This is a genomic window from Glycomyces endophyticus (genome assembly GCF_039531525.1).
GTDB classification, from domain to species: domain Bacteria; phylum Actinomycetota; class Actinomycetes; order Mycobacteriales; family Micromonosporaceae; genus Glycomyces; species Glycomyces endophyticus.
Genome location: NZ_BAAAQF010000027.1, coordinates 56,113 through 70,866 on the forward strand (window position 1 = coordinate 56,113; position 14,754 = coordinate 70,866).

General features: G+C 71.8%; 11 protein-coding genes. 5 read left to right on the forward strand and 6 right to left on the reverse strand.

The annotated features are described in order from the left end of the window. Positions 1–231: 231 nt before the first annotated feature. From ABD419_RS23180 to ABD419_RS23190, 3 genes are all read right to left on the reverse strand, one after another. Positions 232–1,392, reverse strand: coding sequence for a S8 family peptidase (locus ABD419_RS23180; RefSeq protein ID WP_344491906.1), 1,161 nt, complete (start codon positions 1,390–1,392; stop codon positions 232–234). Positions 1,393–1,694: 302 nt separating this feature from the next. Next, complete coding sequence (locus ABD419_RS23185; protein WP_344491909.1) at positions 1,695–3,263, reverse strand: S8 family serine peptidase; 1,569 nt, start codon at positions 3,261–3,263, stop codon at positions 1,695–1,697. Between the two features lie 312 nt (positions 3,264–3,575). Further along, positions 3,576–5,354, reverse strand: a complete 1,779-nt coding sequence (locus ABD419_RS23190) for an ABC-F family ATP-binding cassette domain-containing protein (protein ID WP_344491912.1) — start codon at positions 5,352–5,354, stop codon at positions 3,576–3,578. 212 nt (positions 5,355–5,566) lie between these two features. Here ABD419_RS23190 and ABD419_RS23195 point away from each other — a divergent pair, with 212 nt between their 5' ends. The 4 genes from ABD419_RS23195 (at position 5,567) to ABD419_RS23210 (ending at position 11,102) form a co-directional block, all read left to right on the forward strand. After that, the gene (locus ABD419_RS23195; protein WP_344491915.1) at positions 5,567–7,414 is read left to right on the forward strand and encodes an ABC transporter ATP-binding protein; all 1,848 of its coding nucleotides are present in this window, start codon (positions 5,567–5,569) and stop codon (positions 7,412–7,414) included. Further along, positions 7,411–9,204 (forward strand): ABC transporter ATP-binding protein, encoded by a 1,794-nt coding sequence (locus ABD419_RS23200; RefSeq protein ID WP_344491918.1) that lies wholly within the window; start codon positions 7,411–7,413, stop codon positions 9,202–9,204. The genes ABD419_RS23195 and ABD419_RS23200 overlap by 4 nt, the downstream gene beginning before the upstream one ends. A 77-nt stretch (positions 9,205–9,281) precedes the next feature. Then, entirely contained in the window at positions 9,282–9,875 is a 594-nt protein-coding gene (locus ABD419_RS23205) for a hypothetical protein (protein ID WP_344491921.1), read from the forward strand. Between the two features lie 87 nt (positions 9,876–9,962). Beyond that, a complete protein-coding gene (locus ABD419_RS23210; protein WP_344491924.1) occupies positions 9,963–11,102 on the forward strand; it encodes a hypothetical protein in 1,140 nt (379 codons plus the stop codon). A gap of 30 nt (positions 11,103–11,132) precedes the next feature. Here ABD419_RS23210 and ABD419_RS23215 read toward each other — a convergent pair whose 3' ends face one another. From ABD419_RS23215 to ABD419_RS23225, 3 genes are read right to left on the reverse strand one after another with little or no spacing between them, the layout of a single operon-like run. Continuing rightward, the gene (locus tag ABD419_RS23215) at positions 11,133–12,119 is read right to left on the reverse strand and encodes a hypothetical protein (RefSeq protein ID WP_344491927.1); all 987 of its coding nucleotides are present in this window, start codon (positions 12,117–12,119) and stop codon (positions 11,133–11,135) included. Next, complete coding sequence (locus tag ABD419_RS23220; RefSeq protein WP_344491929.1) at positions 12,116–13,309, reverse strand: pentapeptide repeat-containing protein; 1,194 nt, start codon at positions 13,307–13,309, stop codon at positions 12,116–12,118. Before ABD419_RS23220 ends, ABD419_RS23215 begins: the two co-directional genes overlap by 4 nt. Before the next feature lie 47 nt (positions 13,310–13,356). Then, complete coding sequence (locus ABD419_RS23225) at positions 13,357–14,319, reverse strand: GlxA family transcriptional regulator (protein ID WP_344491932.1); 963 nt, start codon at positions 14,317–14,319, stop codon at positions 13,357–13,359. A gap of 71 nt (positions 14,320–14,390) precedes the next feature. Here ABD419_RS23225 and ABD419_RS23230 point away from each other — a divergent pair, with 71 nt between their 5' ends. After that, positions 14,391–14,726, forward strand: coding sequence for an anti-sigma factor (locus tag ABD419_RS23230; RefSeq protein WP_344491935.1), 336 nt, complete (start codon positions 14,391–14,393; stop codon positions 14,724–14,726). Positions 14,727–14,754 lie beyond the last annotated feature (28 nt).

Below are 14,754 nucleotides of genomic sequence, written 5' to 3' on the forward strand. Positions count from 1 at the left end.
GGCCCGCGTCACCCGTCCGGGCGCTGCGGCCGTGCGACGGGCCGTCAGGCCCTGGCAGTGAGCCTAAACGAGAGAACAAATCGTGTAAAGGGTTCGTACCGGATTTATAGATCAGTGAATGTCCAATCACCGCCAACTGTCCGAAACAGACGAACGGGCCGAGGCGCCGCGCACCGTCTGGTGCGCAGGGCCTCGGCCCGTCCCGGTCAGCGGCCCGCGCCGCTCACCGCCTTACAGGTAGGTGTAGAGCAGCCGGTTGGGGCTGCCGGTGCCGGGGCTGGTCACGACGCCGGTGGTGGCGTTGGAGGTGATCCAGCTCGACACCGCGGAGGGCGACGCGCTCGGGTTGGCCTGCAGGTACAGGGCGGCCACGCCCGCGACGTGCGGGGAGGCCATCGAGGTGCCGGAGATGGTGTTGGTGGCCGAGTTCGACGAGTACCACGCGGACGTGATCGACGAGCCGGGCGCGAACACGTCGACGCACGTGCCGTAGTTCGAGTAGCTGGCGCGGGCGTCGGTGGAGGTGGTGGCGCCGACGGTGATCGCCGACGGGGTGGAGGCGGGGGACCGGTTGCACGCGTTGGTGGACTCGTTGCCGGCGGCGACCACGAAGGTCACGCCGGAGGAGACCGCCGTGGCGACCGCGTTGTTCAGCGACGCGGAGTAGCCGCCGCCGAGGCTCATGTTCGCCACGGCCGGCTTGATCGCGTTGGTGCGCACCCAGTTGATGCCGTTGATGACGCCGGCGGTGGTGCCGGAGCCGGCGTTGTCGAGGACGCGCACGCCGTGGAGCGTGACGCCCTTGGCGACGCCGTAGGTGGTGCCGCCGACGGTCCCGGCGACGTGCGTGCCGTGGCCGTTGCCGTCCTGCGGGGTCGAGTCGTTCGAGATGAAGTCGTACCCGTTGCCGACCCGGCCGGTGAACTGCGAGTGGTTCGCGTTGATGCCGGTGTCGACGATGTACGCGTGGACGCCCGCACCGGTGTAGTTGTAGGTGTAGGTGCCCGACAGCGGCCGGTTCCGCTGGTCGATGCGGTCCAGGCCCCAGGTCGCGCCGGTCTGCGTGGCCTGGGTGGTGAACGCGGCGTTCTGCTCGACGAACGCGACGCCGTCCAGCGCGGCGATCTCCCGGGCTTCGAGCTCGGTCGACTCCACGAGGAACGCGTCGACGCCCCGGTAGGTCTCGACGACGTCGGCGCCGCCGTCCTCGACGTCCTCGACCTGCGCCGAGAAGGACGCGTCGTCCTCGAGGACGATGATGTACTCGCCCGCGATGGCGCCGGCGGCGCCGTCGCCGAGGATGGAGCCGTACTTCGGCTCGGCCTCGGCCGCGGTGGCGGTGAACGCGAGCGCCGTGAGCGCCGCGGCGGTGAGCGCTGCTCCGGCGCTCATCCTCTTTCTCATGGGTGACATGGACATTCGATCCCTTCGGGTGGTCCCGGCGGCTGTCCATTCGTCACGGCTCGCTAGCTTCGCCGTGAGGGGTGCCGGGACGGGAGTGCGGAGGCTGGGGACCGGAATCGGGGTCGCCGGTCCGGTGTGGACCTTAGACGCCGAGTCTGGGGGGCGGGCGCCGGAGGGCCCGGTCGCGCAGCAGGTGGGACGGTGCGACGGCTCCAGGTCGCGGTGTCCGGGTGCTGCGGCCGACGGGGAGGGCCCGTCCGGTGCGCCCGCTATTCAGTTGTGGGGGCGAATCAGAGCTCGAGGGTCCAGTTGTTCAGGGTGCCCGTGTCGCCGGCGTACGCGTCGACGATCCGCAGCGTCCAGGTCCCGGCCGCGGTCTCGCTCGACAGGTTCACCGTGTACGTGGCGATCACGTTGTCGGCCGAGTCGCCGCTGGAGGACGTCTTCAGCGTGTAGCTGGTCCCGTCCGGCGCGACCAGGTAGATCGCGAGGTCGCCGCGCCAGGTGTGGGTGATGTTCACGGCCACGGTGCTGTTGGCGCGCGCCGTGCCGTCGCAGGCGAGCGTCAGCGTCGAGGTGACGGTGGCGCGGTCGGCGATCGCGCGGGCGGTGGAGTTCGTGGCGGCGCAGTCGCTCGGCTCGCCCGGTCCGCCCCCGCCGTCCTCGTCGCCGGTGTACAGCAGCAGGTTCGGGCTGCCCTGGACGTCGGAGATCCGGCCCGCGGCGGCGTTGCCGGTGATCCACTCGGCCACGTCGTCGGTGGTCGCGCTCGGGTTCAGGCCCAGGTAGACCGCGGCCGCGCCCGCGACGTGCGGGGAGGCCATCGAGGTGCCGGAGATCGTGTTGGTGGCGGTGTTCGAGGTGTGCCACGCGGAGGTGATGCCCACGCCGGGCGCGAACACGTCGACGCACGAGCCGAAGTTCGAGAAGTAGGCCCGGGTGTCGGTGTTGTCGCTGGCGGCCACGGTGATCGCGGACGGCGCCGACGCGGGGGACACGTTGCAGGCGTCCTGGTCCTCGTTGCCGGCGGCGACGGCGAAGGTGACGCCGGCGTCCACGGCGGCCTCGACCGCGTTGTTCAGCGACGCGGAGTACCCGCCGCCGAGGCTCATGTTCGCCACGGCCGGCTCGATCGCGTTGGCCGCGACCCAGTTGATGCCGTTGACGACCCCGGCGGTCGTACCGGAGCCGGCGTTGTCGAGGACCCGGACCCCGTGCAGGGTCACGTTCTTCGCGACGCCGTACACGGTGCCGCCGACGGTGCCCGCGACGTGGGTGCCGTGGCCGTTGCCGTCCTGCGGGGTCGAGTCGTTCGAGATGAAGTCGTAGCCGTTGCCGACCCGCCCGGTGAACTCCGTGTGGGAGGCGTTGATGCCGGTGTCCACGATGTACGCGTGCACGCCCGCGCCGTTCCCGAGGTACTCGTAGTTCCCGTCGAGCGGGAGGTCGAGCTGGTCGATGCGGTCCAGGCCCCAGGTCGCGCCGGGCTGCACGGCGGCGATCGAGACCACCGCGTTCGGCTCGACGGAGGCCACGCCGTCGAGGCCGGCGATCTCGCGCGCCTGGGTCTCGGTCGACTCCACGAGGAAGGCCCCGACCTCGCCGTAGGCGGCGACGACGTCGGCGCCGCCCTCCTCGATGCTCTTGTTCTGCGCGGCGAGCGAGGCGCCCTCGTCGAGGACGACGAGGTACTCGCCGGGGATGACCTCCGCCGAGGCGGCGCTCTGGAGGTCGGCGAGGGGCCAGGAGCCCGGGTCGGCGTGGGCGGCGAGGCCGCCGAGGGTGATGGAGCCGATCGTCGCCGCGCCTGCGATGGCGGCGGCCGATACTCGGCGGACGGAACGGTACGAGACGGTCATAGGGGGGTACTCCCTCTCGGTTCAGTTGTTCACCGCGCGAAGCGAAGAGATGGGACGCATCCGTGCGGAGCACACAGTTCGGTGGAACCGGCCCTTTCGGGCTTTCAAACCGAGGTTAGGGAAGTCACAACATAAAGTGAAGACCCTGGAAGACCCCCATAAATCAGTGAATGAAGAGTCGGTTACCAACCGGTATGGGAGCGTTCGGGACTGGTAGGATCTTTAGCTCCGTTACGAAGCCGTGACCGCCGAGGGACCGCCCCCATCCCTACTAGATTGTAGGAATTGCCAAGGGCGGCAACGGGACCGAGCCTACTCCGCCAGCTCCATCCACCGCTCCTCGATCTCGTCCTTCTCCGCCTCCAGCGCCGACAGCCGCCCCTGCAGCTCCCCGAGCTTCCCCGGATCCGTCGCGAACGCCGCCATCTCCGCGTGCACCCCCGCGATCTTCTCGTCCGTCCGCTCCAGCCGCCGCTCCAACTTGGACAGCTCCTTCTGCACGGCCCGGTCCTGCGCACCCGACGTCGCCGCCGCCGGCGCCGCACCCGACCGCTCCGCCGCGCCCTTCACCGCACCGCGCCGCTCCAGGTACTCCTCCACGCCCCGCGGCAGCATCCGCAACCGCCGGTCACCCAGCAGCGCCCACGTCTCGTCCGCCACCCGCTCCGTGAAGTACCGGTCGTGGCTCACCACCACCATCGTCCCCGCCCAGTCGTCGAGCAGGTCCTCCAACTGCGTCAGCGTCTCGATGTCCAGATCGTTCGTCGGCTCGTCCAGGAACAGCACGTTCGGCTCCGCCATCAGCAGCCGCGCCAGCTGCAGCCGCCGCCGCTGCCCGCCCGACAGGTCCCGCACGAACGCGCGCTGGCGGCCGCCGACGAACCCGAGCCGCTCCGCGAGCTGCCCGGCGCTCATCTCCTTCTTCCCGAACTGGACCCGCTTGGCCACCAGCTCGATCGCCTCGAGGACCCGCCAGGACCCGTCCAGGTCCTCCATGTGCTGGGTCAGCCACGCCAGCTTCACCGTGCGCCCGACCTTGATGCGGCCCTGCGCCGGCTGCTTGTCGCCGATCGCCTCCGCGAGGGTGCGCAGCAGCGAGGTCTTCCCCGCGCCGTTGACGCCGAGCAGCCCGATCCGCTTGCCCGGACCCAGGATCCAGTCGAGGTGCTCCAGCAGCGTCTGGTCCCCGGCCTTGACGGTGACGTCCTGGGCTTCGAACACGGTCTTGCCCAGCCGCCCCGTCGCGAACGACACCAGCTCGGCGGTGTCGCGCGGCGGCGGCTCGTTCGCGATCAGCTCGTTCGCCGCGTCGATCCGGAACTTCGACTTCGACGTGCGCGCCTTCGGGCCCCGCCGCAGCCACGCCAGCTCCTTGCGCATGAGGTTCTGGCGCTTCTCCTCGGCGACGTTCGCCTGCCGCTCCCGCTCGGCCCGCGCCAGCACGTACGCGGAGTACCCGCCGTCGTACTCGAACACCTGCCCCCGCTGCACGTCCCAGATCCGGTCGCAGATCTCGTCGAGGAACCACCGGTCGTGCGTGACGACCACGATCGCGGCCCGCACCCCGTTCAGGTGCCCCGCGAGCCAGGCGATCCCCTCGATGTCGAGGTGGTTCGTCGGCTCGTCGAGCAGCAGCAGGTCCGCGTCGGCGGTGAGCACCCGCGCCAGGTCGGTGCGGCGCCGCTCCCCGCCCGACAGCACCCCGATCCGGGAGTCGAGCCCCTCCGGCAGGACCGGCGCGTCGAGGCCGCCGAACAGGCCGGTCAGGATCTCGCGGATCCGCGCGTCCGACGCCCACTCGTGCGCGTCGAGGCCCCCGAACAGGGCCTCCCGCACCGTGGCGTCCCCGTCGAGGCCGTCGGTCTGGCCGAGCACGGCCACACGGGTGCCGCCGGTGTGCACGACGCGGCCCGAGTCGGGCTCGTCGGCGCGGGCGATGAGGCGCAGCAGCGTCGACTTCCCGTCGCCGTTGCGGCCGACGACGCCGACGCGCTGGGAGGCGGCGATGCCGAGGGAGACCGCGTCGAGGACCACCTGGTCGGGGTAGGCCTTGGAGACGGTTTCGAGGTTGACGAGATTGGGCGCTGACACGAGGGTCAAGCCTACCCGTGCCCCCGGCGGCACCCGATCGGGTGACAGCACCCTTCCCGAGGCCGGTTTCTGTCGGACCCCGGCGGGAGGATCGCACCTTATTCTTGCCCTGGGCGGGTGGGGGAGGTGGACGGCTTCGGCGGGATGCGCCCGCGCCGCGACTCTGTTATGGTGTCATCGAACAGTCATCATGACATCATGAACGGATTCATATGGCACCCCCGGAAACCCGCCGGTTCGAGTCCGGACGCGCCGTCCTCGCGGTCGTCCGGCTCCTGCCCCGCATCAGCCGCCCCCGCACCGCCCTCTTCGCCGCCACCACCGTCCTCACCGCGGCCCTCCCGCTCGCGATGACCATCGCCACCGGCCTCCTCATCGGCGCCGTCCCCGCCGCCGCCGCGGCCGGACCCGGCTCCACCGAGGCCCGCGACGCCTACCTCCTCCTCGGCGCCGGCGTCGCCGCGCTCCTCCTCGGCCGCCTCGTCACCCACTTCCACCAGGCCGTCGCCTTCAACCTCGGCCGCGACCTCGAACTGCTCCTCCAGGACCGGCTCCTCGCCGCCGTCGCCCGCCCCGTCGGCATCACCCACCTCGAAGACGACGACGTCCTCGCCCTCCTGCGCATCGCCCGCCAGCTCGGCGCCGACTTCATCCGCCCCGAACGCGCCGTCCGCGGCCTCGCCGCCATCGCCCCCGAATTCCTCATGGCCGCCGGCGCCTCCGCCGTCCTCGCGTTCTTCAACGTCTGGATCGGCCTCGCCTGGCTCGTCGCCTGGCCCGCCGTCTTCATCGCCATGCAGGCCGACTACACCCGCGTCGGCCGCACCGCCTACATGCGCTCCACTGAGATGCGCGAGACCGAGTACCTCCGCGACCTCGCCATCACCGCCGCCCCCGCCAAGGAGATCCGCGTCTGGGGCCTCATGGGCTGGCTCATGGACCGCTACGACCGCCAGTGGAACGACCGCATGGCCTACTCCGACCGCCACCAGCGCCTCAGCCCCCGCACCGCCGTGTTCGTCATCGGCGTGCTCCTCGTCCTCACCGTCGCCACCGCCGTCGCCCTCGTGAACGCCGGACTCACCGGCGCCGTCGCCTTCGGCGCCCTCGCGGTCTACCTCGTCGCCCTCACCACCATGTTCGAGTTCTCCGCGTTCGACGACACCGCCGCGTTCCTCAGCCTCGGCTCCCTCCCCGTCCCCAAGGTCCTCGCCCTCGAAGGCGAACTCACCGAAGGGGAACGGCCCGTCACCGCCGAACTGCCGCCCGCCGCCCCCGCCCGCTCCCTCCGCTTCGAGGCCGTCGACTTCGCCTACCCCGGCGCCGACCGGGCCGTCATCGCCGGACTCGACCTCGAGATCGAAGCCGGCACCTCCCTCGCCATCGTGGGCCACAACGGCGCCGGGAAGACCAGCCTCGTCAAGCTCCTCGCCGGCCTCTACGAGCCCACCGGCGGCCGCATCACCGCCGACGGCACCGACCTCGCCGGCGTCGACCCCGCCGCATGGCGCACCCGCCTCTCCGCCCTCTTCCAGGACTTCACCCGCTACCAGCTCACCGTCCGCGACAACATCACCTTCGGCGCACCGCACCTCGCCGGCGACACCGACCTCATCTGGAAGGCGTGCGAGCCCATGGGCATCCGCGCCCTCATCGAATCGCTCCCCGACGGACTCGACACCGTCCTGTCGAGCGAGTACGGCGGCGGCACCGACCTCTCCGGCGGCCAGTGGCAGCGCATCGCCCTCGCCCGCGCCCTCTTCGCCGTCCAGGCCGGCGCGAAGGTCCTCATCCTCGACGAGCCCGCCGCGGCCCTCGACGTCCGCGCCGAGGCCGAGCTCTACGAGCAGTTCCTCGACATCACCGCCGGGCTCACCACCATCGTCATCTCCCACCGGTTCTCGACCGTGCGCCGCGCCGACCGCATCGTCGTCCTCGACGGCGGCCGCGTCGTCGAAGACGGCGACCACGACGACCTCATGGCCCTCGGCGGCCGCTACGCCGAAGCGTTCACGTTGCAGGCCAACCGCCTCGCCCGATCCCCCCAGGAGCAGCCGTGACCCACCGCCTCGCGAACGGCCTGCGCGGCCTCAGATACGCGCTCGCCGTCGGCTTCCGCGCCCACCCGAAGGCCACCACCGCCCAGGTCGTCCTCGGCGTCGTCCAGGCGATCCTCATGCCCACCACCGTGTACCTCACCAAGGTCATCATCGACGCCGTGCAGGCCGGCCACACCCGCGACGCCTGGCTCGCCGCCGCCGGGCTCGGCGTCGGCGTCGCCCTCATCTGGGCCGTCGTCTTCGCCTACGTCAAACTCGTGTTCCTCGTCCTCGACCACACCGCCCGCGCCTCCGACCGCGAGGTCATGGAGCTCATGGGCACCCCGCCCGGCCTCGACCACCACGAACGGCCCGGCCACCTCGACCAGGTCCAGCGCATCCGCGAGGACCGCTGGCTCCTCGGCGGCGCCGTCAACTGGCTCGCGCAGTGCCTGCGCGCCTTCGTGACCATCGCCGTCGGCGGCGCCCTCCTCGCCGCCGTCCACCCGCTCCTCCTCGTCTTCCCCCTCGTCGCCCTGGGCGCCATGGCGATCGCCAAGCGCTCCGGCGACGTCGAGATCGAGGTCCAGGAGGCCACCAGCGAACCCGAGCGCCGCCGCCGCCACCTCTTCGAGGTCGCCACCCTCGCCGAGTCCGGCAAGGAGCTCCGCGTGTTCGGCTCCGCCGCCGAGATCGCCCGCCGCCACCACGAGACCGGCGCCGCCGTCGTCGCCGAGCGCAACCGCGGCCAGTGGCGCGCCGCCCGCATCGCCACCGGCGAAGGCCTCCTGTCCGCGATCGGCATGGCCGCGGGCATCGGCATCGTCCTCTACCTCGCCATCCGCGGCCAGGCCACCGCCGGCGACGTCGTCCTCCTCGTCTCCCTCATCGGCATGGTCGCCAACGCGGCCGGCGGCATCGCCTTCCAGTCCTCGCTCCTCGTCCGCACCGGCAAGCTCGGCGCCCGCCTCCTGTGGCTCCGCGACTACGCGACCCGGTCCGCCGGACCCGCCGTCCCCCTGCCCGTCCCCGACCGCCTCGCCGCCGGCATCCGCCTCGACGGCGTCGCCTTCGCCTACCCCGAGTCCGAGCGCGCCTCCCTCGACGGCGTCACCCTCGACCTCCCCGCCGGCAAGGTCGTCGCCCTCGTCGGCGAGAACGGCGCCGGCAAGACCACCCTCGTCAAACTCCTGTCCGGTTTCTACCAGCCCACGGCCGGGACCATCCGCGTCGACGGCGCCGACCTCGGCTCCTTCCCCGTCGACGAGTGGCGCGAGCGCATCGGCGCCACCTACCAGGACTTCACCCGCTTCGAGTTCACCGCCCGCGAAACCGTCGGCATCGGCGACCTGCGCAACGGCTACGACGACGCCACCGTCCGCGCCGCCATGACCCGCGCCGGCGCCGACGACGTCATCGACGACCTCCCGCGCGGCCTCGACACCCGCCTCGGCGCCCGCTGGGACGACGGCACCGACCTCTCCGGCGGTCAATGGCAGAAACTCGCCATCGGCCGCGGCCGCATGCGCCCCGACCCGCTCCTCGTCGTCTTCGACGAGCCCACCGCCGCCCTCGACCCCCAGACCGAGCACGCCCTCTTCGAGCGCTTCGCCGAAGAGGTCCACGCCGGACGCGCCCGCGGCACCGTCACCGTCCTCGTCTCCCACCGCTTCTCCACCGTCTCCATGGCCGACCTCATCGTCGTCCTCGACGGCGGCCGCATCGCCGAATCCGGCACCCACGACGAACTCATGGTCCGCGGCGGCGCCTACGCCGAGCTCTACACCCTCCAGTCCTCCGCCTACCGCTGACCGCGGGGCCATACAATGCGCAGGGTCCCGGCCCACCCGGCCGGGACCCCAACCCCTCCGCAACCGGAAGCGCCCCAATGGAACACGACACCACCAAGTCCAGCGACGACCTGCAGATCACCGTCGAGGCAGGCGCCCCCCGCACCACCGGCCCCGACGAGGAACCCCCGCCGGAGACCCGCGACGGCTGCCCCCACCGCGTCCGCGTCCGCGACCTCACCCCCGGCGGCCGGCTCCTCTACGCCGCAGCACTCCTCACCATCGCCCTCGCCGGGACCGTCCAGCTCCTCGCCCTCTTCGCCGGCGGCTTCCTCCTCTCCATCGGCGCCGAGTTCAGCCGCACCGCCCTCCTCGACGGCGTCCTCCTCGTCCTCGGCTCCATGCTCGGCATGATCGGCGTCTTCGCCCTCGTCGGGACCTGGCGCCGCCTCCACCGCCCCGAAGCCCCCATCGCCTGGCTCACCGCCGCCGGCGCCCTCCTCACCCTCGCCGCCACCATCCTCATCGGACAATGGCTCGGCCTCCCCCTCCTCGCCCTCGCCGCCCTCCCCACCGCCGCCGCCACCGCCCACCTCCTCCACCTCCGCACCCTCCTCGCCCCCCGCGACACCTGCGACACCCACCCCGACCTCCCCGCCCCCGCCCGCACCTGGCTCCACCCCACCCCTTGACGCCCCCGCCCCACCGACCCTAGAATTCCCACACCCCACCGGCCCCACCACCGGTACCTGCCCATACGCACAATTGAAAGCCCCAAAATGGATAAAGAACCCCCGGAACCGGCGCGAACCGACCCGCCCATAACCGTCGAATCAGCCGCACCGGAACCCACCGAGTCCGACCCCCGCACGGCCGCCTGCCCCCACCGACTGCGCTGGACCGACCTCGCCGGATTCGCCCGCTACAGCATCATCAGACGCACCGCCTCAGCCGCCGCCGCCCTCGCCGTCGCCATCGGCGCCCTCACCAAGGGCCTCGAAGGCCTCGACGGCATCCGCGCCGGAGCCGACGCCGACAGCCTCTTCCTGGCCGCCACCACCGCGCTCCTCATCCCCACCGCTCTCGCACTCGCGGTCGGCCCCATCGAATACCTCCGCACCCTCCGCCGCCCCCACCGGCCGAGCCGCACCGCACACGTCCTGCACGCCACCGGACTGATCCTCCTCGCCAGCGCGGTTTTCACCGCAATCGAGGACCGGGAACTCCTCATCTTCGCCCTCGTCCCCGGCTTCCTCGTCATGCAGGAACTCGCACGCCTCCGCGCCGCCCTCACCGACCGCGCCACCTGCGCCACCGATCCGGCACTCCCGATCAAACTGCGGGCCTACCGCAAAGACGCCCCCGCATGGCCCACCACCGACGAAGAACGCCGCCACCACCTCGGACCGCGCATCGTCCAAGGCGAGTTCGACTCCTGGGAATGCCCCCACTGGGCACCGCTCTCAGCACTCCGACCCTGGGCCAAGGCCGAGAGCGTCCTAGTCCTGAACAGCCTCTACCTGTACGCCCTCGGCGCCATCGCCACCGGAACCGCGGTCGCCTACAACCTCGACCGGTTCCCGATCGACCTCCCGCACGGCAGCATCGCCACCCTCGTCGTCGGCGTCCTGCTCGCCTACCTGAACTACATCGCCTACCAGACCGCGTTCCTCGCCACCCACATGCACCGGTTGAGCGTCAGCCGCTACCTCCTGCCGTTCGCGACGTTCGCGCTCACCGGGGCGCTGGCGGCCTGGGCCGCCGCGGCCCTCGACCGGCCCTACCTGTGGGCCGTCGTCCCGCTGGCGCTCTTCAACATCTACGGCATCGTGTCGGACCTCGTGCTCTACAAGCCCATCACGCATTGCAGGTCCCGGCCCGAACTCCACCCGCGCGTCCTGTCGCGGCTCAAGGCCTGAGCTTCAGCGCATCCCGGTCCGAGCGAGCGGTCAGAACATCTCCGTCCGGTTGGGGTGGTCCTCCGAAGCGGGGCAGTAGTAGAGCTGCAACGTGTACCCGCGGCCGATCGTCACCCCGACCGGGTCGGCGAACTCCCACTCCGTGCCGGCCTCCTCGACCGGCCGCCAACCGCCCGTGCCGCCGTCGAACTCGCCCGATGAGGCGGTGAGCAGCGGGAGCTGCCGCTCGCCGCACTCGCAGCGGACCGGGTACGGGTCGATGATCCCCCAGCTCCCGCCGTACCCGGCGGCCTTCCAACCTGGCGCCACCGAGGCGTCCCAGTCGTACGCGGTGCCGTTCCCGATCCGCTCTTCCCAGGCGCGGATCTCCCCGGCGAGGACCGCCGGCAGGTCGGCGGTGAGCGGGTACTCGGTGACGGACTCCGGGTGGAGCACGCACCGGTTCGGCACGTAGTCCCCGTTGCAGACCAGCGGCAGCGGCGGCGCATCGAGCACCGTCTCCACCGATTCCGCACGGCGCCAACGCACCTCGAACACCGGGTTGTACGGCGTCTCGGCGTCGGGGTGGTCGCGCGGGCACCACAGCACCTGCAGCAGGTCGTACCGGTCCGGCCACGGCAGATGCGGCACGTCCCGGAAGTACAACTGCGCCAGAGGGATCAGCGGCGGCGCGATGCCGGCGTCCTCCGCGGCGAAGCGCTCCTCCAGCTCCTCGGCGCGGCGGCGCTCCACCTCCCAGTCGAGGCCTCCCTCCCGCTCCCGCCGGTCCCGGTCCTCCAGATAGGCGCGCCACGCCAACGTGTACGCGTGCGGTTCGTCCGCGCAGTCCTCATGCTCGAGTCCGCAAGCGGGCCAAGCCTCCTTCGCGGGCCACAGCAGCGGACCGCCGATGGAGCTCTCGACCGCGGTCGGCTCGCCCCGGCGCGGATGCAGCCGCACCGCGGCCTGGGCATACTGTTCGAGCGCAGGGAACAGCGCGGGAAGGTCGTACGGCCGAGGGGGAGTGGTCCGGGTCATCGTTCCGGCTCCTGCTCGGGCTCCGACTCCGAGTCCGGGAGTATCACGCCCGCGGACGCCGCTTCCTCCATATTGATCACGGGCGGGTGCGACCAGTCGGCGACCCGCGAGAAGTCGAGCGTCGCGGCCGCGATGTCGGGCCGGTCGAACACGACCGCCGTGCCCGTGAAGCTCGCGCCGTTGAAGTCCAGGACCGGTTCCACGCCCACCACGGGCGACGAGCACACGGTCCCCGCGAAGTGCACCTGCCCGCCCGCGAACACGGTCCCGTCGAACGACACGTCCCGCGTGAAGTGCGCGGCGCTGAAATCGAGCGTCCCCGCCGAGACCAGCGTCTCCGTGAGCAGCACCGGCCCCGCGAACCGCGTCTCGGCGAACCGCAGCCGCGCCCCCAGGAACCGGGCCCGGTTGAAGTCCACCGGCCCCTCGAACCGGACCCGCGAGAAGTCGATCGTGCCCGCCGTGAACCGCCCGAACGCGAACGAGACCCGGCCCAGGAACAAGGCGTCGTTGAGGTTCCCGCCGTCCAGGTTCACGCCGGTGAAGTCGAAGTCGTGCTCGTGCCACGTCCGCCCCGGCAGCGGGTCGCGGCGCAGGCGCCCGCCGACCACGTTCAGCACCGAGTGCCGGATCAGCCGCTCCTCCAGCACCGGCCGGAACCGCCGCGGATTGTTGGCGGCCTCCCGCTCGTGGCGGAACGGCGGCGTCTCATACGGCATCCGCACATACGCGCACAGCACGTTGATGCACGTCTGGCGGCCCGCGTCCCAGTCGTCGGCGAGCGCCGCCATCGCATAGACCCCCGCGAGCCGGTTCGCCGCCCGCTGCGACGACAACTGCTCAGCGGCCGAAGCGAACCGCTCGTTGAACAGCTTCGTCGCCTCCCGGATCTCCGTCGCCTCGGTCACCCGCTGCTTCCGGTACGACACCGTCAAAGCGATGACACCGCCGACGCCCGCGATCGCGTACAGCGACAAGCGGATCACCTCGAGGGTCGTGCGATCGTTCGGGTCCGCGCTCAACGGCGACGTCTGGTCGCTGGTGAGCAGCCACAGCAGCCCCGACACGAGCACGGCCGCCACCGCGACCATCACGACCACGTGCAGCGACAGCGGGAAGGTGGGGCGCTCGCCGCCGCCGCGCTTCAGCACGGTCCGGAAGGCGCTCAGGGGTTCACGAGGGGTCGACACCGTTCGGTTGTACCAGACGCATGCGACATTTCACCGCCCGGCGACCGTCACCCCGCCCCTACGACGTCCCTCCCGAACGCCCGCCGATACGCCGCCGGCGTCGTCCCCAACCGGTCCCGGAACCGCCTGCGCAGGTTCAGCGCCGACGACAACCCCACCCGCGCCGCGATGCTCTCCACCGGCAGATCCGTGTCCTCCAGCAGCGCCTGCGCCGCCGAGATCCGCTGCGACAGCAGCCACTGCCCCGGGCTCGTGCCCAACTGGTCGTCGAACCGCCGCGCCAGCGTCCGCGCCGACACCCGCCCCCGCTCCGCCAGATCCTCCACCGACAGCGCCTCGTGCAGATGCTCCGCCGCCCACTCCAGCACCGCCCCGAGGGACTCCGACGGCTCGTCGACCGGCTCCACCGCGTACTGCCGCTGCCCGCCTTCCCGATGCGGCGGCATCACCATGTGCCGCGCGATCCGAGACGCCAGCGCCGCACCGTGGTCCGACCGCACCAGATGCAGGCACAGATCGATCCCCGCCGCCGTCCCCGCACTCGTCGCGATGTCACCGGAGTCCACATAGAGCGCATCGGGGTCCACGTCCACCCCCGGGAACCGCTCCGCGAACTCCGCCGCGTACCGCCAGTGCGTCGTCGCCCGCCGCCCCTCCAGCAGCCCCGCCTCCGCCAGCAGGTACGCCCCCGTGCAGATCGCCACCATCCGCGCCCCGCGCGCATGCGCCGCCCGCACCGCCTCCAGCACCGCCGGGCTCGCCGGGAGGTCCTTCTGCGTCCACGCCGGCACCAGCACCGTGTCCGCCGCCTCGAGCGCCTCCAGCCCCGCGTCCACCCACAGCGCGCCCCCGGTCTTCGTCGCCACGATCCCCGGCCGTTCCGTGCACACCGTGAACCCGTACCGGCTCGGCAGGTTCGGCCGGTCCAGCCCGAACACCTCGGCCGCGCTCGCCAGCTCGAACTCGGCCTGCGGCGGCTGCACGAGCGCCACGACCCGATGAAGTCCCATGGCATGAAAGTACCCTGAGATGTCGATCCTGTCACTGTCGCGAGCGGGCCCCGACCGGCAGGATCGGAACCATGCACGGGACCATGAGCAAGGCGCGCAACGACATCCAGGCCCTCCAAGTCGACGCGGTCAAACCTGTCGAGGTCGCCCCGGGAGTGATCCGCCGCCATCTCCCCGGCCCCGGCCGCGGCGACGGCTGGCTCTACGACCTCGTCCCCGGCGTCGAATGGCCCGAGTCCGACCTCCACGCGGGCCTGGCCCGCCGCTACTACGTCCTCTTCGGCGAGATCACCGACGGCGCCCACTCCCTCGGCCCCGGCAGCTACCTCATCCTCGGCCCCGCCGAGCCCTTCCACCCCCGCACCACCACGGGCGCTCGCCTCCTCGGCTTCACCCTCCCCGACTGAACCACCCCCACCCGGATCGAGCCGCCCA